Below are 24,290 nucleotides of genomic sequence, written 5' to 3' on the forward strand. Positions count from 1 at the left end.
AGGAACCCGGTATTAATGAATTGTGAATTGGCAGGGGCGGCCCGTTGCGGCACATTCGATCCTGTACCGAACCCCTTTACTACACCCATATTGCAGCCCACCCCATGCATCAAGCCTCCCACGCCTACCAGGACATCCGCGAAGCCGTGCGCGATCTGTGCGCGCAATTTCCCGCCGAGTACTTCCGCAAGGTGGATGAAGAACGCGGCTACCCCGACGCCTTCGTGCGCGCCCTCACCGAAGCCGGCTGGCTGGCCGCGCTGATCCCGCAGGAATACGGCGGCTCCGGCCTGGGCCTGACCGAGGCCTCGGTCATCATGGAGGAAATCAACCGCAGCGGCGGCAACTCCGGCGCCTGCCATGGCCAGATGTACAACATGGGCACCCTGCTGCGGCACGGCTCCGAGGCGCAGAAGCGCGAATACCTGCCGCGCATCGCCGCCGGCGAGCTGCGCCTGCAGTCGATGGGCGTGACCGAACCCACCACCGGCACCGACACCACCAAGATCAAGACCACCGCCGTGCGCCGCGGCGACCGCTACGTCATCAATGGCCAGAAGGTCTGGATCTCGCGGGTGCAGCATTCCGACCTGATGATCCTGCTGGCGCGCACCACGCCGCTGGACCAGGTCACGCGCAAGTCCGAGGGCATGTCGATCTTCCTGGTGGACCTGCACGAGGCGGTCAAGCACGGCATGTCGATCCGGCCGATCCCCAACATGGTCAACCACGAGACCAACGAGCTGTTCTTCGACAACCTGGAGATCCCGGCCGACAACCTGATCGGCGAGGAAGGCAAGGGTTTCAAGTACATCCTGGACGGCCTGAACGCCGAGCGCACCCTGATCGCCGCCGAATGCATCGGCGACGGCTACTGGTTCGTCGACAAGGTCACCGCCTACGCCAAGGAACGCATGGTGTTCGGCCGCCCCATCGGCCAGAACCAGGGCGTGCAGTTCCCCATCGCCCGCGCCCACATCAACGTCGAGGCCGCCAGCCTGATGCGCTACGAGGCCTGCCGCCTGTTCGACGCCCACGAGCCCTGCGGCGCCCAGGCCAACATGGCCAAGCTGCTGGCCGCCGACGCCTCCTGGGAGGCCGCCAACGCCTGCCTGCAGTTCCACGGCGGCTTCGGCTTCGCCACCGAATACGACGTCGAGCGCAAGTTCCGCGAGACCCGCCTCTATCAGGTCGCGCCGATCTCGACCAACCTGATCCTCTCCTACGTCGCCGAACACATCCTGGGCCTGCCGCGCTCCTTCTGACCATGACCCCCGACACCTCCCATCCAAGCGCCACCCTCGCCGCCTTCGCCGCCAACCTGCGCTTCGAGGACATCCCCGCCCCGGTGCTGCGCCGAGCCGAAGACCTCCTGCTGGACTGCCTGGCCTCGATCCTGGCGGGCGCCGCGTCGCGCCCGGTGCTGGCCATCGACCGCTACGCCGCAACAATGGGGCCGGCCGACGGCCCCAGCGAGATCCTGATCAACCGGCGCCGCACCTCGCCGGTGTTCGCCGCCATGGTCAATGCCGCCGCCGCCCATGTGGTCGAGCAGGACGACGTGCACAATGGTTCGGTGTTCCACCCCGCGGCCGTGGTGTTCCCGCCGGTGCTGGCGGTGGCCCAGGCGCTGGGCCGCAGCGGCCGCGACCTGCTGGTGGCGGCCGTGGCCGGCTACGAGGTCGGCATCCGGGTTGGCGAATTCCTGGGCCGCTCGCACTACAAGATCTTCCACACCACCGGCACCGCGGGCACGCTGGCCGCCGCCGCGGCCACCGGCCGTCTGCTGGGCCTGGCGCCCGCGGCCATGCTGGACGCCTTCGGCTCGGCCGGCACCCAGGCCGCCGGCCTGTGGGAATTCCTGCGCGACGCCGCCGATTCCAAGCAGCTGCACACCGCCCGCGCCGCCGCCAACGGCATCGCCGCGGCCTACCTGGCGCAGGAAGGCTTCACCGGCGCGCGCCACATCCTCGAAGGCCCGCAGGGCATGGCCGCCGGCATGTCCAGCGACGCCGATCCGACGCGCCTGACCGACCGGCTGGGCACGCGCTGGGCGCTGGCCGAGACCTCGTTCAAGTTCCATGCCTCGTGCCGCCATACCCATCCGGCGGCGGATGCGCTGCAGCAGGTGCTGCGCGAGCATCAGCTGGCCGAAAGCGACATCGCGCGGGTGGTGGCGCACGTGCATCAGGGCGCCATCGACGTGCTGGGGCCGGTGGTCGATCCGCGCACGGTGCACCAGTCCAAGTTCTCGATGGGCACGGTGCTGGGCCTGATCGCGCGCCAGGGCCGCGCCGGCCTGCCGGAATTCGACGCCGCGCTGGACGATCCGGCGGTGGCCGATTTCCGCGGGCGCGTGACGATGGAACTGGATCCGGAAGTCGACGGCGCCTATCCGCAGCGCTGGATCGGCAAGGTCACGGTGCATACCCGCGACGGCCGCGTGCTGCACGGCCGCGTCGACGAACCCAAGGGCGATCCCGGCAACACCCTGTCGCGCGCCGAGATCGAGGCCAAGACGCTGAGCCTGGGCCGCTATGCCGACGCCGCCAGCGAGACCGAGCTGCGCGGCCTGATCGGCGCGATCTGGAACCTGGAACGGGCCGGCAAGGTGGGCGCCCTGCTGCCCTGACGCCCGGGCCCGCGCCCGCCTGCTGTTACGCCAGCGCCGCGCGCTGCGCCCGCACCAGGCCGGCGATGCCGTTCTCGGCCAGACCCAGCATCGCGTCCAGCTCGGCGCGGGTGAAGGTGGCGCCCTCGCCCGTGCCCTGCACTTCCACGAAGGCGCCGCCGCCCGTCATGATGACGTTGACGTCGGCGTCGCAGGCCGAGTCTTCCTCGTAGTCCAGGTCCAGCACCGCACGGCCCTGCACCAGCCCGACCGACACCGCCGCGACCGCGTCGCGGATCGGGTTGGCGGCCAGGTCGCCGCGCTGCATCAGCAGCGCCACGGCGTCGGACGCCGCCACCCAGGCGCCGGTGATGCTGGCGCAGCGCGTGCCGCCGTCGGCCTGCAGCACATCGCAATCCAGGTGCAGCGTGCGTTCGCCCAGCGCCCGCATGTCGAACACGGCGCGCAGGCTGCGGCCGATCAGGCGCTGGATTTCCTGGGTGCGGCCGCTCTGCTTGCCGCGCGCGGCCTCGCGGTCGCCACGGGTGTGGGTGGCGCGCGGCAGCATGCCGTATTCGGCCGTGACCCAGCCCTCTCCCTTGCCCTTGAGGAACGGCGGCACCTTTTCCAGCACGCTGGCGGTGCACAGCACGTGGGTATTGCCGGCCTTCACCAGCACCGACCCCTCGGCGTAGCGCGTGAAACCGCGCTCCAGGCTGAACGGGCGCAGTTCATCGACGGCGCGGCCCGACGGGCGGGCAATGGCGTTGGCAGAGGTCATGGCAAGGCTCCAATCAGATTCGGTTGGCGGCATTGTACGGGCAGCGGGTCGCGGCCCCGCCCGGGTTTGGAGTATCCTGCCGCGATACACGGGTTGCATATACCCGCCCTCGTCCGCACTCGACGGACCGGCGGAACCGGCGCGGCCCGATCCAAGACAAGCAACAGGATATCGACACCATGATTCGCAGCATGACCGCCTTCGGCAACGCCCGGGCAGACCTCGAACAAGGCACGCTGGCGCTGGAACTGCGCAGCGTCAACAGCCGCTTCCTCGACCTCTATTTCCGCCTGCCCGACGAGCTGCGCCACGTCGAGACGCCGCTGCGCGAACTGCTGACGGCGCAACTGGCGCGCGGCAAGGTCGAGATCCGCGTGTCCTACACCCGCAACGTCAGCACCGACCTGTCCAAGCTGGAACCGGCCTGGCTCGAAACCCTGGCCGAGCAGTTGCAGGCCGCGCGCCGCATCCTGCCCGACATCGCCGCGCCGCGCCTGGTGGAGCTGTTCAACTGGCCCGGCCAGCGCGCCAACGACGCGCTCGACCCGCAAGTCTGGGGCGCGGCCTGCATGCAGGCCGCCCAGGAAGCCCTGACGCAGCTGCAGGAAGGCCGCGCGCGCGAAGGCGAACGCCTGGCCGGCATGATGCGGGACTGTGCGGACGGCGTGGCCGGCATCGTCGAACTGGTGCAGAACCACCTGCCGCAACTGCTGGCCGACCACCGCGACAAGCTCGCCGCCAAGCTGCGCGAAAGCGTGGAATCGGCCTTCCCGGGCGGCTTCACCCACATCTCCGGCGCCGAGCTGTCCGAGCGCCTGTCGCAGGAGGCCAACCTGTTCGCGCTGCGCATCGATGTCGCCGAGGAACTGTCGCGCCTGCGCTCGCACGTGGCGGAACTGCGCCACCTGCTGACCGATGGCGGCGGCAAGCCCGAAGGCAAGAAGAACGCCGGCAGCGCCGGCAAGCGCCTGGACTTCCTGTTCCAGGAAATGAACCGCGAGGCCAACACGCTGGGCTCCAAGGCCGGCAGCATGGAAGTCACGCGCGCCGCCATGGACCTGAAGCTGCTGATCGAGCAGATGCGCGAACAGGCGCAGAACATCGAGTGACGCCAAAAGACAAGGCCGCCGCGTTGCCGCGACGGCCTTGGATGGATTCACTGGGGCCGCGGACTACCGCGGCCTTTTTCATCGTCCGGCGCTGCCGGGCGCCGTGGCGGCCGTTTCCGGCCCGACCGTGGCGGGGTCGCCGCGCAGGGCCGAATCCAGGTAGGCGCTGCGCGCCCGGGCGTCCGGGAAAGTCATGTCCTTGTAGCTGACGAAGCGCGAGCCCTTGGCCAGCCGATAGCCCAGCCAGATCAGGAGGAACAGCGGGATGCCGATATAGGTCGCCGCGACGCCGCCCCAGTCGATGCGGTGTTCCAGGAAGGCCTGGTAGTTCTGGCCCAGCGTGATGATCAGGCACAGCACGAAGGCGAAGATCGGGCCGAACGGGAAGAACGGCGACACATAGGGCAGATCGGCCAGGTTGCGGCCCTGCTTGACGTAGCCGCGGCGGAACCGGTAGTGGCTGATGGCGATGCCCAGCCAGGCGATGAAGCCGGTCATGCCGGAGGTGTTCAGCAGCCAGATGTAGACCGCCTTGGGGCTGAAGATGAACGAGAAGAAGCACAGCGCCGCCACCACGGTGGTGGCCAGCAGCGCCCACAGCGGCACGCCATTGCGCGACACCCGGCCGAAGATGCGCGGCGCCTTGCCGTCGCGCGCCAGGCTGTAGAGCATGCGCGTGGCCGCGTACATGCCGGAGTTGCCGGCCGACAGCACCGAGGTCAGCACCACCGCGTTCATGACCGAGGCCGCCGCCAGCAGCCCGGCGCGCTCGAAGATCAGCGCGAACGGGCTGACGCTGACGTCGGTGACGTCGTTGCGCAGCAGGTGCGGGTCGGTATAGGGAATCAGCAGGCCGATCACCAGGATCGCCATCACGTAGAACAGCAGGATGCGCCAGAACACCTGGCGCACGGCGCGCGGCAGGTTGCGCGCGGGGTCCTTGGACTCGCCGGCGGCGATGCCGATGAGCTCGGTGCCCTGGAACGAGAAGCCCACCACCATGGCCACGCCGATCAGCGCCGCGAAACCGCCGGCGAACGGCGCGTCGCCCACCGTCCAGTTGGCCACGCCCCCGCCCTCGCCGCCGCGGATGATGCCCAGCAGCATCATCACGCCCATGGCGACGAACGCCAGCACCGCGACCACCTTGATCAGCGCGAACCAGAATTCGGCCTCGCCGAAGCCGCGCGCCGACAGCGCGTTCAAGCCGAAGGTGATGGCCAGGAACAGCGCGCTCCAGTAGACGCCCGGCACGTCCGGGAACCAGTACGCCATCACCAGCTGCGCGGCCACCAGGTCCACGGCCACGGTGACGGCCCAGTTGTACCAGTAGTTCCAGCCCAGCGCGAAGCCGAAGCCGTCTTCGACGTAGCGCGCGCCGTAGGTCGAGAACGACCCGGACACCGGCATGGCGGCGGCCAGCTCGCCCAGGCTGGTCATTAGGAAATAGACCATCACGCCGATCAGCACATAGCCCAGCAGCGCCCCGCCCGGCCCGGCCTGGGCGATGGTGGCGCCGGAGGCGACGAACAGGCCCGTCCCGATGGAGCCGCCCACCGCGATCATGGTCAGGTGGCGCGCCGACAGGGCGCGGCGCAATTCGGACGGTTCTGTCGTCCCCTTCTTGCCGCCATCGCGGTGCTGGTCCTGTTCCGTCAATGCCAAAGTCGTGTTCCTTCAGAGCAAAAAAGCCCCCGCGGATTGTGCCCCCGGGCGCCGTGGGATTTCCACGCAACGCGCGAGCATAGCGCAACTGCCCCCGGTCGTCGAAACGGCCGGGGGCAGGCGTGGATCCGTCCCCGCGCGGGGAATATTGGCGACGGGGCTATTGAAACGCCGTTTCCATGAAGGTGCGCAGCTTGCGCGAATGCAACCGCTCGGGCGGCATGTCGCGCAGGCGCTCGAGCGCCCGGATGCCGATCTCCAGGTGCTGGTTGACCTGGCGGCGGTAGAACGCGCTGGCCATGCCCGGCAGCTTGAGTTCGCCGTGCAGCGGCTTGTCGGACACGCACAGCAGCGTGCCGTAGGGGACGCGGAAGCGGAAGCCGTTGGCGGCGATGGTGGCCGACTCCATGTCCAGGGCGATGGCGCGCGACTGCGCGAAGCGCTCGACCAGCTCGACGTGGTCGCGCAATTCCCAGTTGCGGTTGTCGATGGTAGCCACGGTGCCGGTGCGCATGATGCGCTTGAGATCCCAGCCGGACAGCCCGGCGACCTCTTCGACCGCCTGCTCCAGCGCCACCTGTACCTCGGCCAGGGCCGGCACCGGCACCCAGGTGGGCAGGTCATCGTCGAGCACGTGGTCCTCGCGCACGTAGCCGTGGGCCAGCACGTAGTCGCCCAGCCGCTGCGAATCGCGCAGGCCGGCGCAGTGGCCCAGCATCAGCCAGGCGTGCGGACGCAGCACCGCGATGTGATCGGTGATGGTCTTGGCGTTGGACGGCCCCACGCCGATGTTCACCAGCGTGATGCCCGAATGGTCGCCCCGCACCAGGTGGTAGGCCGGCATCTGCGGCAGGCGCTGCGCCTGGCCGTCGTCGGCCGGGCCGGATTCGCCGCGCCGCGTGATGCGGTTGCCCGGCTCCACCAGCATCTCGTAGTCCTCGTTGCCGCTGGCCATCAGCGCGCGGGCGCGGGCGCAGAACTCGTCGACGTAGAACTGGTAGTTGGTGAACAGCACGAAATTCTGGAAATGCGCCGGCGCCGTCGCGGTGTAGTGCTGCAGCCGGTGCAGCGAGTAGTCCACCCGCTGCGCGGTGAAAGGCGCCAGCGGTTTGGGCTCGCCCTCCTTGCCGCGCCACGAACCATTGACGATGGCGTCATCGGTCACCGCCAGATCAGGCACGTCGAACAGGTCGCGCAGCGGGCGCTTGAGCGCCTCCAGGTGCTCGCCTTCGACATAGGCGCCCTCGGGGAAGGCGAAATGCAGCGGGATGGGGGAATCGGATTCGCCGACCTCCACCGCCACGCGGTGGTTCTGCAGCAGCTGGCCGACCTGCTCGATCAGGTAGTCGCGAAACAGCGCCGGCTGGGTGATGGTGGTCTGGTAGATGCCGGGTTCGGCCACGTGGCCGTACGACAAGCGGGTATCGATGGGATCGTAGGTTTCCACCAGGATGCGGATGGCCGGGTAATAGGCCCGGGCCCGTTCGCGGCCGTTGGACGACCCTTTCAGGACTTCGCGGAACGCCGCCCGCAGGAATGCCGTGTTGCGGGCGTAGATTTCCGCCAGCCGGTCGACCGCCGCCACCGCGTCTTGGTAGGGCTCGAAAGGAATGGCCTCGGGCCGGTTCATCGAGGACAAAGGGTGCACTGCGTTCATCATGCGCTGGACTCCGCTTTCTTATGGTCTTGTTTTCAGCGGCCGCGGTCGGCGATCAAGCCGGAAAGGGCCGATGGCACCGATTATGCCCGACCCGGTCGTCAGATGAAGTGTCATATTGGCCCGCATGGCGGCGCACAATCTTCCGTCTCATGGTCGTCATTGAGATGGAAACAATATATCATTCCGTTTTTCCTTTTTTCACGCCCAGACCATGCCGCCGGCCAACGGCCTTCGCCCGCCTTCGACTCAGCGCCTTGCCCGATGGGCGACGCTGGCGTGGCTGTGCGCCTGTCTGCTGTTGGCGCCGCTGGGCGGCGCGCGGCACGCGCTGTCGCACCTGTATGGCGAACCGGCGTCCAGCCAGGATGCCGCGCACACCCCCGACAAGCTCGGCCATTGCGATCTCTGCCACATCTGGGATCTGCTGGACGCGACGCTGCCGGCCTCGTTTCCCGTCATTGCCGGCAGCCCGCCCCGGCTGACGCCGCCGCCGCCCTCCCCGCGCGGCGCCACCCTCGTCACCAGCCCCTGGTTCCAATCGCGCGCCCCGCCCGCCGCGGCCTGATCCCCTCGCGCCCGATATCAACCGCCGCCGACCCTCGGCCGGCATCCAGGACTGCCACCATGTCTTTTGCTTCTTCCTTCGCGGGGACGCGTTCGTCCCTGCGCGCCTTCACCCTGAGCCCGCTGGCCCTCGCCTGCCTGCTGGCGCTGCCGCAGGCCGCCCGCGCCCAGGCCGCCGCCGACGCCACCACGCTGTCGCCCGTCATCATCACCGCCAATCCGCTGGGCAGCGAAGCGCTCGCCTCGCCGTCCACGGTGGTGCAAGGCGCCGACCTCGACCTGCGCCGCGGCTCGAACCTGGGCGAAACGCTCAACGGCCTGCCCGGCGTCTCCACCACCACCTACGGCCCGATGGTGGGCCGGCCCATGATCCGCGGCATGGACGGCGACCGCATCCGCCTGCTGAACAACGGCGTCGGCTCGCTCGACGCCTCGTCGCTGTCGTTCGACCACGCCGTGCCGCAGGACCCGCTGTCCACCAACCGGGTCGAGATCCTGCGCGGCCCGGCCGCCCTGCTGTATGGCGGCAGCGCCATCGGCGGCGTGGTCAACACCATCGACAACCGCATTCCGACCGAACCCATCGACGGCATCCACGGCGACGTCGCCGGCAGCTACGGCGGCGCCAACAACGACCGCAATGGCGCGATCCAGCTCGAAGGCGGCGACGGCAACTTCGCCATCCACGCCGACGCCTTCAGCCGCAAGACCGGCGACCTGCGCATTCCCGGCTACGCCCGCACCGCGCAGCAGCGCGCCATCGACGGCCCCGACCAGGCCCAGCCGCGCGGCACCCTGCCCAACAGCGACGGCCAGGCCAGCGGCGGCGCGCTCGGCATGTCCTGGACCGGCGACCGCGGCTATGCCGGCCTGTCCTACAGCGGCTATGACTCGGATTACGGTTCGGTGGCCGAGCCGGACGTGCGCATCAAGATGCGCCAGGAACGCTTCGGCTTCGCCAGCGAACTGCGCGACCTGGAGGGCCTGTTCACCAGCGTCAAGGTGAACTTCGCCTACACCGATTACCAGCACAAGGAAATCGAGGACGGCGAAACCGGCACCATCTTCAAGAACCGCGGCTACGAGGCCCGCATCGAGGCGCGCCACGCCGACATCGGGCCGCTGCACGGCGTGGTCGGCCTGCAACTGGGCCAGACGCGCTTCTCGGCGCTGGGCGACGAAGCCCTGGTGCCCACCACCGACACCGACTCGGTCGCCCTGTTCGCGCTGGAGGAATGGAAGATCAACGACCGCCTGACGCTGAGCGCCGGCGCCCGCGCCGACCACACCCGCCTGACGCCGGGCGGCGGCGGCAACGAACGCTTCGACGGCTCCAACCGCCGCACCTTCACCGCCGGCAGCTTCTCGCTGGGCGGCATCTACAAGCTGGACAGCGCCTGGTCGGTGGCCGCCAACACCGCCTACACTGAGCGCGCGCCCACCTTCTACGAGCTGTACGCCAACGGCCCGCACGCCGCCACCGGCCAATACCTGGTGGGCGACCAGAACCTGGCCAAGGAACGCGCCTGGTCCGGCGACCTGTCGTTGCGCTACAAGAAGGACGCCGACAGCGCCAGCGTCGGCGTGTTCTACAGCCGCTTCTCCAACTACCTGGCCGAAATGAACACCGGCCGCTTCCGCAACGACGACGGCGACCTGGTCGCGGCCGGCGACGATGGCGCCCTGCCCGAGGCCCGCTACCAGGGCGTGTCCGCGCGCCTGTACGGCGTGGAAGCGGAAAGCAGCACGCGCGTGCTGCAACAGGGCGGCCACAAGCTGGACCTGGGCCTGTCGGGCGACTACACCGTGGCCCGCAACAGCGACACCGGCCGCTCGCTGCCGCGCATCCCGCCGCTGCGCCTGCGCGTGGCGCTGGACTACGGCTATGGGCCCTACAGCGCCGGCGTCAGCGTCTCCAAGGCTTTCGCCCAGCACAGCCGCCCGGACAACGACACCGCCACGGCGGGCTACTACAGCCTGGACGCCAACGCCGGCTACCGCTTCAAGGTTGCGGCGGTGCAATGGCAGGCCTACGTGCGCGGCATCAACCTGACCAACCAGGACATCCGCTACGCCACGTCGGTGCTGCGCGACGTCGCCCCCGAGGGCGGCCGCGCCGTGATGGTCGGCCTGCGCGGCAGTTTCTAGTCGCCAGGCGCGGCGCCCGTTACCTTTTCCCCACTGGCCGAGGTAACGGGCGCGCCGCCAGGATGCTGCATTGCACTACAAATGTAATGAAACTTTATTCCATTACAATGCGATGGCAGTTTGTGAAGCTCAAGCCTCCCCTGCACCCCTTTCCGCCGGCTTGTCCGACCCGACAAAGCCATGCCGCCCACTCCGATTCTTGAAGTGACGTAATGACGCCGCCTACGCGAAAAGCACGATCCGCCCTGTTCCGCCTTCCCGCTTTCCTCTCCGCCCCCCTGCTGGCCCTGACGTTCTCCTGGTTACCCGGCGCCGCCCAGGCGTCCATCCCCTCCGAACAAGCCCGCGCCACCCTGTCCGGCCTGAGCCTGGCACAGGAACCGACCGTGCCCACCCTGCGCGAACGCGTGGTGCAGGCCGGCCTGTCCGCCATCGGCACGCCCTACAGCTGGGGCGGCGACGACGCCGCCGAAGGCTTCGACTGCAGCGGCCTGGTGCTCTACGTCTTCCGCGAGATCGCGGGCCTGGAACTGCCGCGCACCGCGCGCCAGCAGCGCACCCAGGGCGACACGGTGTCCAACAAGAAACTGCTCAAGCCCGGCGACCTGGTGTTCTTCGCCACCCGCGGCCGCGGCATCACCTCGCACGTGGGCATCTACATCGGCCAGGACAAGTTCGTGCACGCCCCGCGCCGCGGCGCCAAGGTGCGGGTGGACGAGATGAAGAATCCCTACTGGTCCAAGCGCTATCTCGGCGCGCGCAGCTACATCGACACGGCCAAGGGCCAGATGCTGGCGCAGAAGTAGATAGGCTCTCACACTGTGCGCTGTGGACTTGCTGCCCCAAGGGGGCAGCAAGGGCGTGAGGCCGCCCGTGCCATCGCCCGCCAGCACGCTTCGATCCAGCATGGCCAGCACCTGATCGGCGGTCTTGCCGGTGCGCGCCATTGCTCAAGGCGTTCCTTGCCGCGGCGGTAAAAAATGCCGCGGCGGCGGGCGATCCCCCAGCGATTGCGGCGGCCACACGTCCGACGCCCAAGTTGGCCACGATACGCCGTTTGGCGCTGGAGGCGGTGGGCCGCATTTCTCTAGTTGGTGGCACTGGGGAACGAACTGGTAGCCCTTCTTCTGCATGCAGCGTTTAAGCTCATCGAACAATGCCTCTGATTCCCTACGAAACCGTTCGTCATGAACAGTAAGCTTGCTATAGTCCTTAATATAGAAGCTTCCGTCTTTATCTCCACCGCATTCTTTCCAATCCCTCCAACGACCTTCCTCTGTTTGGCCATTGAACGGCCAATACATCTCCATCGGGAGGACCCCGTGCCCAACCCAGGCACTCAACACAGGGTCGCAGAGGGTTTGCGACTCGGTGATGCTGCACAAATACCCCCTTTTGTTGATATAGAAGCAGCCAGTCATCGACAGCAGAAGAACAGAGACAAAAAATAGCCTTATCGTCGTTTTCATCGTTTCATCCTCAACAAAATGTCCAGCGCTTTCCATGCTTGGGGTGGTAGCGCTTCCGATAACGCAAAAGGAGTGGCTGGCACAAGCGCGATGCCGGTCCAGGTGTCGTACATACCTTTCTGCAAGGGCGTCAGGCCACGCCTGGCATTGCCCTGTTCGTCGTAGAAGCCGCTCAGGGTGCCGCCGATGAAGTCATGCGATCCGCCATAAGCCTCATGTGCAAGATCAAGAATTCCCCCAGGCGAATACGCAAATCCGAGAAGCGTTCCGGGTCCGCCCTGGGTCTCCGCCAATACGCCCGGACATGTCCTTGCCTTCTCCGCATGACGGATATGCGCGCTTCAATTCGCTATCGCATTGGCCGACGAAGATGTAGTTTTTTGCCTCCATGCAGAGTCGGATGCGATTGAATAATGCCATCGACTCTCTCCAATACTGCTCATGGGTTCGTGTTTTCTCGTCAAGATCATAGGAGCCATCTTTCGCACCGCCACACTCCTTCCAATCCCTCAAACGGGCCTTATCGGTTTGGCCATCGAGTAATCCATAATCTTCCACGCGGAGATTCGCTTTATATATATCCCAGTGCGCATTGTCGGCGCAGGCATTCGGCCCTTGTATGGGGCAGCAGCCAGCCGCCAACAGAGAAAAAAATAGAGGCAAGAATAATCTCATCATCGCTTTTATCGCTTCGATATCAGAAAATAAATATGCAGATCAACACAGACAAGGTGGCTGGAAGCATGTCAAAAAGGGGTTTTTAGCCCCGAAGCGCATTATCAAGGCGCCCCGCAGGACGGAAATGTGCGCCTGAATTCGCTATCGCATTTTCTGATGTACTGATAATTCTTCTTTAGCATGCACCGTTGAATACTCTGAAGCCTTGACCTTGAATCTGCGGCGTGAAACCATCCATCAGGGTCTCCACCGCAACTGACCCAATCTTGTGATCGTGATTCACTATCCGAACCCACCCAGTAGTCTCGAAGAGGAGTGGGATACATTGCCTCTCTATATGTATTCGGGTAGCAAGAATTCTGCGACGTGGTAATGCCACATAACCGCCCCTGTTTGGTGATGTAGCAGCCAGTCACCGACAGCAGAAGAACAGAGACAAAAAATAGTCTGATCATCGTTTTCATCGTTTCATCCTCAACAAAATGTCCAGCGCTTTCCATGCTTGCGGCGGCAGCGCTTCTGATAGCGCAAAAGGAGTGGCTGGCACGAGGGCAATGCCGGTCCAGGTTTCGTACATACGTTTCTGCAAGGGCGTCAGGCCGCGCCGGGCATTGCCCTGCTCGTCGTAAAAGCCGCTCAGGGTGCCGCCGATGAAGTCATGCGATCCGCCATAAGCCTCGTGTGCAAGATCAAGAACTCCCCCTGGCGAATACGCAAGACCGAGAAGCGTTCCGGGTCCACCCTGATTGCCGCCTGTGGGGCCGGGCATTTCCTTCCCTGGGTCGGATTCGAGAAACTTGGCCAACGACATTTCAGCCCTGGATGGATCAAACTGGACGCGCCCGTTTCCATCCAACTCAAGTTTCGGAATGCCGTTTTCATCGAGTACGGGCTGGTTGTTGGCATCGTGCTGAGTCTTGCACTGTTTATTTACGGGCCCACACAAAATATCCAACACCACCCGCGTCCCCGCCGTCTTAAATCCATCGCCCCGAAGACCCCCGCTCTCCCCGCTCTTGTTATCCAGCATCGTCTCCTCATCGGTAATACCGGCGAACTTCTCCGAATCCGCGATCGTGTACCGCCGCATGCGGTCGGCCGCCTCCGACAAACCCGCCTGCAGCGCCGCCACGCCGCCCGAGCCGCCCAGCGCGCCCACCGCCACGTTCAGCAGCCGCTCCTGGGTATTGATCTCGTTGATCTGTGCCTGCAGCGCCTCGATCTTTTCCGGGTCTTGCGTGGCCTTGATCTGCTGGCGCAGTTCCGCGCGTTTCTGTTCCGCGTGGCGCTCGATGGCCGCGCCGGCCTGCTGGCCGAACGCCGCGATGATTTCCGCCTCGGCCTGGACTTGCCGGCGCAGCTTGTCGCCATCCCATTTTTTCGTCAGGCCGCCGGCGCCATCGCCCGCCAGCACGCTTCGATCCAGCATGGCCAGCACCTGATCGGCGGTCCTGCCGGTGCGTTCCCGCTGGGCGTTGGTATCGGCGATGGTCACGGCCGCGCCGCTGATACCGCTGTGCGTCACGCTGTTCTCGCTGCCCTTGCGCGCGCTCATGCCCGGCGCACCAGCGCTGACGCTGTTGCCGAAGTTGTGCACCGACCATGTATCACCTTTGCCAGCGACATTGCTGGCCGAGGACTCATCAGCCTTCCTGGCGCTACCGTCGTCGCCTTCTTTCTTGCCGCCTGACGGCTTGTCGTCACCGGCAACGCTGAAGCCTCCCGACAGGCTCACCCCCGTCGCCTTGTACCGGCTGTGGTTCTCGATGTCGCTGACAGTCAAGCTGCCTGTCATCACGGTATTCAAACCCCGCTTCACCGCCTCTTCGGAAGAGGCGATGGCCGCGCCCTTGAGGTCGGTGTTGTCCTGGACGCTGATCTTGAAGCCGTCATCGCCTGCTTCAAGGCGCGATTGCTCCATGACGCTGGCGAAATCGCCATCCACCTTGTTGTTGGCGTAGCTGCCACTGGCGGCGAACCCCGTCCCCGCCGTCACGCTGCCGCCGATCTGGGTGTCCCTGCTTTTGAAGGTACTGGTGTCTTGCAGGCTCTCGATGCTGAGGTTGCCGCCCGCGTCGGCCACCACCTGCTTGCCGCTGGCCACCGCGCCGCGCAGGCGGGTGTCGCCGCCGGATTCCAGGGTAAGACGCTCGCTGGCGGTGACGTGGCTGTGGGTCCAGGTCACGTCTTTGCCTTCGCCGTTGCCTCTGGCCCCGCTCGCATTGGCGGTCACGCCGAACGCCGGGCCGCCTTGGCCCACGGAAATCGCCGCGCCCACGCCCGCGCTGGCGCTGCTGTTCTTGCGGTCGGTTTCGACGGTGTTTCCAGCCGCCAGCAGGTTGATGCCGCCATCGGCCTTCAGTATGGCGTCGCCACCCGCGCTGATGTCACTGCCGCGCACGGTCAGGTCTGAATCCCGACTGCCGGCGGCACGGATGCGCACATCGCCGCCCGCGGCCACGCTTGAACCGGCAGCCGTATCGGTGGCGGTGGTGGATTTGCTGCCGCTTTTGCTGGCACCCACGGTGATGGAAACATTGACGCCGCCGGCCGCCTGCGGGTCGGCCTGGACGGCATCGTAGGCGTTCTTGGCCGCCAGCCCCGTGGTTGCGCCTGCCAGCGCCCGCATGCGTCCGTCAGTCGTCTGGCCGACAGCGCGCTTCATCTGCCCTGCCGTCTCGATGGCCGCAAGCACCGGAGCCGACAACGCCACGGTCAGTCCGGACTGGCGGAACTTGCTTTGTTCCACGCTTCTGCCGGTTTCCCGCGCTTCGACGATATCCACCTTTTGGGCGTGGATGTCGATATCGCCTTGCGGCGCCAGTACGTGGCTGCCGATCTGCTGGTAGTGGTCACCCGCCACCAGGGTCACGTCGCCCTCCGTGGAACCCACGGTCGAGGCGGCGGCACGGGTACTGACGTCCCGGCGGTCGCCGCTTTGCATCTGGCTGCCGATGGTGAAGGCGAGCCCCCCCCCGGCGTAGAGGAAGCCACTTTTTCGGGTTTCCTTGAAATGGCTTTCCGTGCTGCTTTCGGTGGCGGCCTGGAGGGTCAGGTTGTTGTTGGCCACAATGGTCGTGCCGGCATCGGAGACGACGTTGCTGCCGGTGACGGTGACGTTCTGGCCGCGCACCGCGACGGTGTTGCCGCTGAAGGTGCTGGCAATCGCCCGGCTATCTTCCCGGCTGTCGCGGGCGGTCTTTTTGCTGGAGCCCAGCAGGCTCCTGGACTTGTGCTGGTGGCCTTCGGCCCAGTTGCTGCTCGCTTCGCCAGCCAGGATGTTCACGTCGCCCTGCGCCACGGCAGCCAGGACGCCCTGCTCGCTGGTGACACTGGTGGCGGTGGCGTTCAGGTCGCGCCCGGCTTGCAGCCGCAGGTCGCCTGCCGTGCTGATCTGGCTGCCCACATCTTGCGCGTAGCCTTGTTTGAGATAGTTGTGGGCGTTGCCGACGTTGTTTTCCTGTTCGGCGATCCTGACCGTGCCCAGCGTCAGGTCGCGGCCGGCGGCGACAGCCGTCTGACCATCCTTGCCGCTATGGATGACCCGGGCCGCAATCAGACTGGCGTCGCGGCCCGCCGAGGCGAGCAGAATGCCGCCCGGGTTGGTGACGTAGAGGCCCGCCACGCGGTCCAGGCTGGTTCGGCTGAAATCGCTGCGTCCGGCCCGCCTGGCGCCGGTGTGGGTGGTACTGGCGACATTGAGGTCGCGTCCTGCCATGAGCTGTAGGGCGCTACCCGCGCTCAGGGTTCCGCCGATGTTGTCGATATCGGTCCGGGCGTCAAGCGCCATGGCACCGCCAGCGATGCGCCCGCCAAGATTACGCAGGTTCTCGCCGGCAAGGTTGACCACCGCACGTCCGGCAATGGTGCCGGAATTGACAAGATCGCCTTTCAGGTTGAAGTCGATGGCACTGGCGGCCAACAGGGTACCGTTGCCGTCAATGTCGCCTGGCATTACGCGGACGTACACCTGTGGCACCAACGCGCGCGTGATACTGCCGTCGGCCAGCGTCACGTCGCGTTCGACCAGCCAGACGATGTCGCTGGTGAGCTGGGCCACCTGCCTGGCACTGAGTGCCACGCCAGGACGCAGATTCCATTCTTTCGCATAGGTGACGCCTGCGTCCAACAATGCCTGGTACTGCGCTTCGTCATCGGCGTAGCTGTCGAGGAATCGGCGGCCAGTCAACTGGCCTATCTGGTCGCGAACCAGTTTCTGTTCGTAGAAGCCGTCGCCCAGTCGCTTGTGCACGGTGGCCGGGTCATGGCCAAGCTGGGACAGCATGTAGTCGGAACTGAGCCAGTTTCGGTAGTCGGCGAAACGCGGGTCGGTCTCGACCAGGTGGCCACTGGCATTCGGGGCAACACGAAACAGGCTGTTGGCGGGCGTGTTCGCGTCCACCTGAACGGTGCGAATGATCACCGGCGCCTCGCCGTTGCCGCCCGCCGCCTCCTGTCCCGGGATCCGACCGGGACCGCTACCGTCATTAACATGTGCCCCCGTAACCTCCCCCGGACTGTCGACGCGGTTTACGTCCGCCAGGACTTCCGTTATCCGTTTTGGGTCAGAATTGCCGTTGGCACGGACGCCGTCGCCCACAATGGCGCCGACCTGATGCTCCTGGCGTTCAGTCACCGCGAAGCCGCTGCCTGTGCCAACGGCATTCTGCACGAAGCTGGAAACATCGAGGTCGATCGTGTGCACGATGTCGTCCGGGACGTAGGCAATCTTCCCGTCCCATTTGCGCTGGTGATAACGTTTTGTGCCACCACGCCATTTTGAGTAGGTGTACTGGCTGGTTCCGCTCTGACGGATCCTGTGCTCGCCCGGGGCAGCCACGTTGTCGATCCGGGTCAGGTCGCCCTGCAGGACGCCGCCAGCGATGATCCGGCTCTTGTCGTTGACCAGTTCATCGCCACGCAAGGTCATGTTGCCGCCCGCGCGGATGAGCGCCGGCGCGCTTTCGACCACCTGCGTTTGGTACTCGGTCCGGATGACGTCGTATTGGGTCCAGTCATGAATCTTCGCACCAGTTTGCTTGTGGTGATAACGCCCGGCGCGGCTCCAGCCTTCCCAGCGGTACTCGCCGGCATCGTGTTTTTCAGGATTGCCTTCAGGTTGGATATACAGGTACCTGGTCGGGCCGCTGATTTGCGCCAGTTCGGTACGGAAATGCAGATTGCGATTGAGCAAACGGGCGCTGTCGACGGTCAGGCCGCCCAGTGACTCGATGGTGGCGCTGTCATTGAGGATGAGATCGGCGCTTGCGGCGGTCTGGTCGTTGGCGTCCAGCGTGCCGCCGATGTTCAGCGCATCACTGCCGCCGCCCGCGCTGAAAATCAGCGCCTTCTCCCGGTTGTTGATTAAGCGGGCGCCAATATCCAGACGCTGACGCGCCGCGAGGACGGCGGCGAGACCTTCTTCCTCGCGGTTGTTGACGGTACCGGCCCGGATGGCAAGATGATCGCCATAGAGCCGACCGCTGCCCACGTTATCCAGGGCGCCAGCGTCGAGGCGTGTCTGGCTGCCGTCGATAAGTCCGCGGTTGGTCAGGATGTTGCGGGCAGCGATGGTGGTACGTACGCCACGCATCTCACCGGTGACGCTGTTGTTGACGTCGGCGCCCTGTGCGTCCAGGTCGCCCGCCTGCAATATGCCATGGTTGGTCAACAGGCCCGCGGTGCCGATATCGGCACGGCCGTTGGCGGTGATTTCCCTGAGGTTGGTGAAGTCCTGCCGCAGGCTCAGGCGCAAATCCCCCCCCCTGGACAACAAGCTGCCATCACCGCCCAGGCTGTCGGCGGCCACGTTGATTAATTGGCCGGCAATCAGCGTGCCGAGCGGATTCAGGACACGGCTGACGGCGATGTCGATGCTGCCGCCCGAAGAGATACTGCCGCGCGTGTTATCGAGCTGACCTGCCGCGTCCGGGCCACGGATACCGATACCGCCGTCGGCTGCGATGGTGCCGGCGGTGTTGTCAATGTGGCTGGCTGCGAGCGCCACGCTGGCGCCCTGCAAGCCGAGCGGCTGACTGGCGTGCACGCTTTGCGTGTCGCGATTGAGGATCCGCGCGGCGTTAAGAGTCAGGCCATTACCCGCGACCATCAGGCCGCCACTGTTGTTTGCGACCCCGGAGAGGAAGGCCTTCAGGTCATTGCCCGCCTGAACCCTGCCGCCAGCGTTACCGATCGACGTTGCGCCGATATCGGCATCAGCGCTGCCTCCCAGTTGCCCGGCAGCGTTGTCGATGTCGCCGGTATGGGCAATCAGATCTCCCTGGCTATACACGACGCCGTCGCGATTATTCAGGTCGCCGCTGTTCAGAGCCAGCGTGTCGCCGCTGAGGATGCCGCCGGTGCTGCCGGCATCGATATTGGTCAGTGCCTGGCCATGCGTGTCCACGCGCATCCCCTGCCGGGACTGCAGCAGACCGCGGGCATTGTTCAGCGCACCGCTGTCGATGTCGAGCAAACCGCCGGTGCTGGCGATGGTGCCGCCGGCATTGTCGAGCGAGGCCAGACGCGTATCAACCGCGACGCTGGCGCCGAGCACCGTGCCACCGGCATTGCCAAGTCCACCATTGGCCAGACTGACATCACCCGTAGCCTGCAGGATGCCGCCAGCATTCTCGGTGCGGCCGCGAGTGTCCACGCCCAGCCTGCCTTCGGTGGAGAAGATCCGCGCGCCATCGCGGTTGTCCAGCGCGCCGCCTCTCACGTCGACCTTGCCAACGCTGGCTATGAGGCCGCCGTCATGGTTATCAAGGTTACCGGCGACGTCGACGTCCAGGCCCCCGTCGCTGGCACTCTGTACCGTGCCGCGCTGGTTGAGCAGTCCTCCCGCCCGCACGGTGGTGGCTCCGGCCGTGACCAGCGTGCCGCCGGCATTGTCCAGAAAGCCCGCCACGTCGATACGGGTGTCCGCTGTGCCCGCCGTCTGCACGATGCCATCGCGGTTAACCAGCGAGCCGGCCTGGAGATCGAGTGCGCCATTACCGGCGATGGTCCCCGCGGAATTGTCCACGCGCTCCCTAGCCCGGATCGTAAGCAGGTCCTCGCCGGTGGCGATGAGTTTGCCGCCGACATTGAGCAGGCGACCGGTATTGATACGAATACGCTCGCCGGAGGTGTTGCCGCCGCTGAGGTCAGTGCTATCGCCACGGATATCGAGCGCGCCATTGCTGACGATGCTCCCGCCGGCCCCCTGCAGGTCGGTGGCCTGTAACGTGGCATCACCCGATGTGATGACATTGCCGCGACGGTTATCAAACTGCCCTTCAACGACAATGTGGCTGGCGTTGCTGGCCAGCGTACCGTCGCGGTTGTCGAGCCGTCCCTTGATCCTGATGTGAGTATCGGAAGTGTCGCTGTGCAGGAAAGCGCCGGCACGGTTGGAGAATTCCTGCGCGTTCAGGACGACAGGACCGTTCAGTTGCATCAGACCTTCATCGTTGTTGAGCAGCCCCGTGGTCATCCGGGCGTCGGCAGCAATCCTGATTTCTCCATTGTGGTTGCCGAGGTCGCCACCACTCACTTCAAAATGACGCGCGGCCAGATGTCCACCGTCATTGTCGAAACCGTCGCTTGCGCTCAGGTCGATGTGCCCGCCAGCCAGGATGCGGCCGCCGTCGTTGTCAATCGTGGAGATGTTGAGTGCCCCCTTGGGCAACGATGCAACGCCGGCGCCCGGCTGAGTGCCATCGTCGCCGGCGTTCCCGCCATGTGGCGAGTCCCCGGCAGCGCTGTCAGTTCCGCCGTCCGTACCCGCATTCGGCACGTCACCAACGCCCGAAGCCGTATCCGTCTGTGGCGCGGCGAGGCCGATACGACCGCCATCGCGGTTACTGATGTGACCCGTCTGAAGTGCCAGGTCCTGCAAGCCGGTCTGTCCGATGACCCCGTCCCGGTTGGTCAGGGACTGCGCAATCGCTTCGATACGCCCCGCATTGAGTGTCCCCTTGCGGTTGTCGATATCCTTCGGGGTGCTGATCGCCAGTTCGCGGCCTGCACTGAGCGTGCCGGTATTGGCAAGGCCGCCGCTCGCGTCCAGGCGGGCGTCGGTGCCGGCCTGCATCGTTCCGAGGTTTTCCAGACGTCCGTCGGCGGTGAGCACCAGTTGCCCGGCCTGAGCGCCCATCGTGCCGGCGTTGCGCACCCCGACGCCATGCTCGGTTCCCACCAGCACGATTTTCTGGCTGTACATGCCGCCGAGCGCGCCGACATCCAGCGCGAAGGCTGGCGCATCACCACTGGCGGCGGTCTTCCGTACCTTCGCATGGTCGGCGCTGACGTCATTGCTCCCGGTGGTGATCTGAAGCTGCCGCGCCCAGATCCCGGCGTTGGCTTGCACGGAGCGGGCAATCAGATCCGTGTAGTTCGTGGCACTGGCATCCATGCCCTGGCCATCGACACGGATGGTGCCGCCCTTGACCCGATAGCTCTCCAGCGCACCCCCATTGATGACTGGCCGGCCGGTGGTGAGGATGGCGCGGTCCGCGTTGATGAAGCCGCAGCCATCGCAGGAAATGCCTGCTGGGTTGGCGATGACAAGCTGCGCCCGATCGCCCGCGACTTCGACATAGCCATTGAGCCGGCTCGGGTCACTGGAGTTGACTTCATTGAGGATGACACGGGCCGTGCCGCGCGCCAGCCACGGGTTGCCCTGAACCCAGCCGCCGAGCTGCGTTTGCGTGTCCCTGCGGGAATTGTTGAGGATGGCGCCCTGCTGCCCGGCATCGAACTGACTGTAGGTATTGCGTGAAACGCCGGCTGCACTCGGGGTCTGAATATTCACCAACGGGACGCCGTTAGCCGCTTCCAGCACCGTCGGCCGCTGATTGCCGGGAGCGCCAGGGTCGGCCATGACCTGTGCATTCGCCGATGTACTGATAGCCGCTTGCCCGAGAGCGAAAGCCAAGGCAAGGCCCAGCGGTCTGAATGTGGCAAAGAAACGGCTGCCGACGGCGCCTCCACCCGCGCCTTGACCCGGTCCGTCACGCCGGGCAATTTCCGCGACGACCTGGAACAGGCCCAGTGCCCGGTTGAAAACAATGCGGTGGAGGTTCCTGTTCATGCCATCGATTTCCTTTGCTTGCGCGCAATCCGTGCGGACTCAGCAGGACCAGTTGAGGCTGAAACCGGTCGTCAGCGACCCGCTCCGGAAACCTCCAGGCTTTGAGAGCGGCGTGCCGGCAGACAGATCCCACCAGAATCCTGCGGCGCCCCCGCGCAGGCCTATGACCGCGCCTGCAAGATTGCGCCCCTGGAGCCAACGAGTGGAAGGGCCGGATACATGGCCGTAGTCAGCCCCGAGATAGAGTTCCTGTGCGGCGCCCAGATGCAGACCGATTTCGTTGCGCCAGACCCAGCCACGCTCGCCCATGAGCGTCAGTTCGCCGTCAAAGCCGCGTACGGTGTAACGACCGCCAATCGAGAAGCGGTCTTGCGGCACCAGCGGAGTACGCTCCCATTGCGCGCGCCAGTTGCCGGTGTAACGGGCTCGCAGCGCCCCTGGCCGGAACGGGACCACCAGTTGAATGTCGGCGGTGATGACCTTCATCCGCGAAGTGCCTTCGCCAAAGTCTTCTTCGGGCGCGGCCATCGCTTTGAAAGCGCCAGTGCCATGCCGCCAGGCGAGACCCGCATCAAGTGCGCCTTCGCCCAGGAATTCACGGTGGGTCAGGCCCAGTTCCCAACCGCCGGCGCGGCGCCGTTGAACCCCGATTTCGGTGTCGTCGATGAAGTTGCCGGACCTGCGCATCCAGCCGCGTCCGTAGAACGAGGTTTTACGGCTGGCATCCCGGTAAACCAGACGCGACAGGCGCATTTCGGCGTTGTTGCTGGTACCGCTGTAGACATAGTTCTGGCTGTATCCGGCAACGGTCTGGTGGTACCTGTAGCCGCTGATGGTGGCGCTGAGTGTCCAGTAGCCCCAGGGCACGCCGTAATGTGTGGTGTAACCCCGAGTACCCTTACCGCTGGCGTTGAACATGTCGCGGCTGACGTTGATGTAAAACAGATCGTTCCACGAGAGCGGGGAGTCGAGCGAAAGTGTGGCTGCGCCTTGAAGCTTGCCGGTCGCCCTGCTGCCGGCGTCGTCCAGTGACACGCTGAAGCGCACGGGTGGGGAACGCTGCTGCCAGAGGATCACCACATCGCTGTCGCCCGGGCGTGCATCGTCTCCCTCAGCAGGCGTGATTTGAATGTCGGCCTCTACGGTCGGCACGCGTCTGAAGTTTTCCAGTGCCTGTTCGATATCGCGCAGATTGAGCAGGTCGCCGCGCCTGACCGGCACGGCGTTCGAGGCCGTGGCCTGGCGCGACGTGCCCGGCGAAAAACGAATGGCGCGGACGCGACCGGGCACGACGGTAAGCGTCAGCGTGCCTCCCTTCAGATCTTGGGGCGCGGCGAGGATACGGGTGGTGACGAACCCCCGCGCAACGACGGCGTTCTGCACGCGCGCCATGACCACGCTGATGCCCTCGGCGCCAAGGCATCGTCCCGTGGCGGCATCGTTCTCGGGGTCGGCGGCGCTCAGGGCCCAGAGAAACCGCTGGGCATCCTCGCCATCGAGCCGGATGCGGCCAATCGGGAAACATGGCGTCTCGTCCTGCGGCAACAGATCCAGTGACGGAGCGCGCGCCGGCTGCGCCCGTGCATTCGGCGCCGTTTCCAGCTGCTTGCGCAATCTCCTCACGCGCTCCTGCTGGCGCAACAGTTCCTGCGCGGCGCCATCCTGCGTCTGTGCAGACGCCGAGACCATGAACACCAGCAGGCTGAACGAGAGCCATACCCCCTGCCGCAACCACCCGACCATCCCCTCTCCCTATGTACCCGCACGCAATCATGCTTAGGCATTGGATGGAGGGAAGGCGAAGATTGGAATGCCGCGAGCCGGTTTGTCCGACCAAGCGTTGGTCGTAAGTCACACTCTCGGATCAGATAACCTATTGACGGTGAGCGGCGGCAGTGCATCAGACTTCATGCCCGGCAAGAAACCGGAAACCAAACAAAAAAGCGCCCTCGGGCGCTTTTTTGTTGGTGACGCTCGCCGCGGTCAACCGCGGCCGACAAACGGCATGGTAGTCGCCATGATGGTCATGAACTGCACGTTGGTGTCCAGCGGCAGGCGGGCCATGGCGGCGACGGCCTGGGCCACGTGGGCCACGTCCATGCGCGGCTCGACCTTGGTGCTGCCGTCGGCCTGCAGGATGCCGGCGGCCATGCGCTCGGTCATGTCGGTGGCGGCGTTGCCGATGTCGATCTGGCCGCAGGCAATGTGGTACGGCCGGCAGTCCAGCGAGATCGACTTGGTCAGGCCGGTGACCGCGTGCTTGGTGGCGGTGTAGGCGATCGAGAACGGGCGCGGCGCGTGCGCCGAGATCGAACCGTTGTTGATGATGCGGCCGCCCTGCGGCGTCTGCGCCTTCATGACCCGGATCGCGGCCTGCGCGCACAGGAACATGCCGGTCAGGTTGGTATCGACCACCTCGCGCCAGAGCGCCACCGGCAATTCCTCGATCGGCATGGCGGGCGCGCCGCGGCCGGCGTTGTTGAACAGCACGTCGAGACGGCCGTACTCACGCTGGGTGGTGTCGAACAG

At 65.8% G+C, this 24,290-nt stretch carries 14 protein-coding genes; 6 read left to right on the plus strand and 8 right to left on the minus strand.

Going from position 1 to position 24,290, the window contains the following annotated elements; genetic code table 11:
- The first annotated feature begins 104 nt into the window (after positions 1-104).
- Together AOZ49_RS20210 and AOZ49_RS20215 are read left to right on the plus strand one after the other, a co-directional pair.
- The gene (locus AOZ49_RS20210) at positions 105-1,265 is read left to right on the plus strand and encodes an acyl-CoA dehydrogenase family protein (RefSeq protein WP_006394775.1); all 1,161 of its coding nucleotides are present in this window, start codon (positions 105-107) and stop codon (positions 1,263-1,265) included.
- Positions 1,262-2,632 carry an MmgE/PrpD family protein gene (locus tag AOZ49_RS20215; protein ID WP_180188488.1) on the plus strand — a complete coding sequence of 457 codons (1,371 nt, stop codon included), beginning with the start codon at positions 1,262-1,264 and terminating at the stop codon, positions 2,630-2,632. The genes AOZ49_RS20210 and AOZ49_RS20215 overlap by 4 nt, the downstream gene beginning before the upstream one ends.
- Before the next feature lie 25 nt (positions 2,633-2,657).
- Here the strand turns inward: AOZ49_RS20215 and rph are convergent, their stop codons facing one another.
- The gene (gene rph / locus AOZ49_RS20220) at positions 2,658-3,392 is read right to left on the minus strand and encodes a ribonuclease PH (RefSeq protein WP_054431410.1); all 735 of its coding nucleotides are present in this window, start codon (positions 3,390-3,392) and stop codon (positions 2,658-2,660) included.
- Between the two features lie 179 nt (positions 3,393-3,571).
- Here rph and AOZ49_RS20225 point away from each other — a divergent pair, with 179 nt between their 5' ends.
- Complete coding sequence (locus AOZ49_RS20225) at positions 3,572-4,501, plus strand: YicC/YloC family endoribonuclease (protein WP_054431409.1); 930 nt, start codon at positions 3,572-3,574, stop codon at positions 4,499-4,501.
- A gap of 78 nt (positions 4,502-4,579) precedes the next feature.
- Here the strand turns inward: AOZ49_RS20225 and AOZ49_RS20230 are convergent, their stop codons facing one another.
- Together AOZ49_RS20230 and AOZ49_RS20235 are read right to left on the minus strand one after the other, a co-directional pair.
- Positions 4,580-6,160, minus strand: a complete 1,581-nt coding sequence (locus tag AOZ49_RS20230; protein WP_156333316.1) for an amino acid permease — start codon at positions 6,158-6,160, stop codon at positions 4,580-4,582.
- A 166-nt stretch (positions 6,161-6,326) separates the two neighbouring features.
- Positions 6,327-7,826: an AMP nucleosidase gene (locus AOZ49_RS20235; protein ID WP_369815833.1), complete on the minus strand. Its 1,500-nt coding sequence runs from the start codon at positions 7,824-7,826 to the stop codon at positions 6,327-6,329.
- Between the two features lie 211 nt (positions 7,827-8,037).
- Between AOZ49_RS20235 and AOZ49_RS20240 the strand changes: the two genes are divergently transcribed.
- The 3 genes from AOZ49_RS20240 to AOZ49_RS20250 all read left to right on the plus strand — a co-directional run bounded on the left by AOZ49_RS20240 (position 8,038) and on the right by AOZ49_RS20250 (position 11,344).
- Positions 8,038-8,391 carry a hypothetical protein gene (locus tag AOZ49_RS20240; protein WP_054477379.1) on the plus strand — a complete coding sequence of 118 codons (354 nt, stop codon included), beginning with the start codon at positions 8,038-8,040 and terminating at the stop codon, positions 8,389-8,391.
- Positions 8,392-8,450: 59 nt separating this feature from the next.
- On the plus strand, positions 8,451-10,538 hold the full coding sequence (locus AOZ49_RS20245; protein ID WP_054477384.1) for a TonB-dependent receptor: 2,088 nt from the start codon (positions 8,451-8,453) through the stop codon (positions 10,536-10,538).
- Between the two features lie 212 nt (positions 10,539-10,750).
- On the plus strand, positions 10,751-11,344 hold the full coding sequence (locus AOZ49_RS20250; RefSeq protein WP_054477385.1) for a C40 family peptidase: 594 nt from the start codon (positions 10,751-10,753) through the stop codon (positions 11,342-11,344).
- Between the two features lie 144 nt (positions 11,345-11,488).
- Here the strand turns inward: AOZ49_RS20250 and AOZ49_RS32590 are convergent, their stop codons facing one another.
- The 5 genes from AOZ49_RS32590 to AOZ49_RS20265 all read right to left on the minus strand — a co-directional run.
- The gene (locus tag AOZ49_RS32590; protein WP_156355690.1) at positions 11,489-12,007 is read right to left on the minus strand and encodes a hypothetical protein; all 519 of its coding nucleotides are present in this window, start codon (positions 12,005-12,007) and stop codon (positions 11,489-11,491) included.
- Positions 12,004-12,300, minus strand: coding sequence for a hypothetical protein (locus AOZ49_RS32595; protein WP_156355691.1), 297 nt, complete (start codon positions 12,298-12,300; stop codon positions 12,004-12,006). Before AOZ49_RS32595 ends, AOZ49_RS32590 begins: the two co-directional genes overlap by 4 nt.
- 845 nt (positions 12,301-13,145) lie before the next feature.
- Positions 13,146-21,761: a two-partner secretion domain-containing protein gene (locus AOZ49_RS20255; RefSeq protein WP_054477386.1), complete on the minus strand. Its 8,616-nt coding sequence runs from the start codon at positions 21,759-21,761 to the stop codon at positions 13,146-13,148.
- Positions 21,762-21,800: 39 nt separating this feature from the next.
- Positions 21,801-23,504 (minus strand): ShlB/FhaC/HecB family hemolysin secretion/activation protein, encoded by a 1,704-nt coding sequence (locus AOZ49_RS20260; RefSeq protein WP_054477388.1) that lies wholly within the window; start codon positions 23,502-23,504, stop codon positions 21,801-21,803.
- Between the two features lie 240 nt (positions 23,505-23,744).
- On the minus strand, positions 23,745-24,290 hold a 546-nt coding region (locus AOZ49_RS20265), incomplete at its 5' end, for an SDR family oxidoreductase (protein ID WP_054477390.1).

The organism is Achromobacter sp. 2789STDY5608615 (assembly GCF_001298995.1).
In the GTDB taxonomy this organism is placed as follows: Bacteria; Pseudomonadota; Gammaproteobacteria; order Burkholderiales; family Burkholderiaceae_B; genus Achromobacter; species Achromobacter insuavis.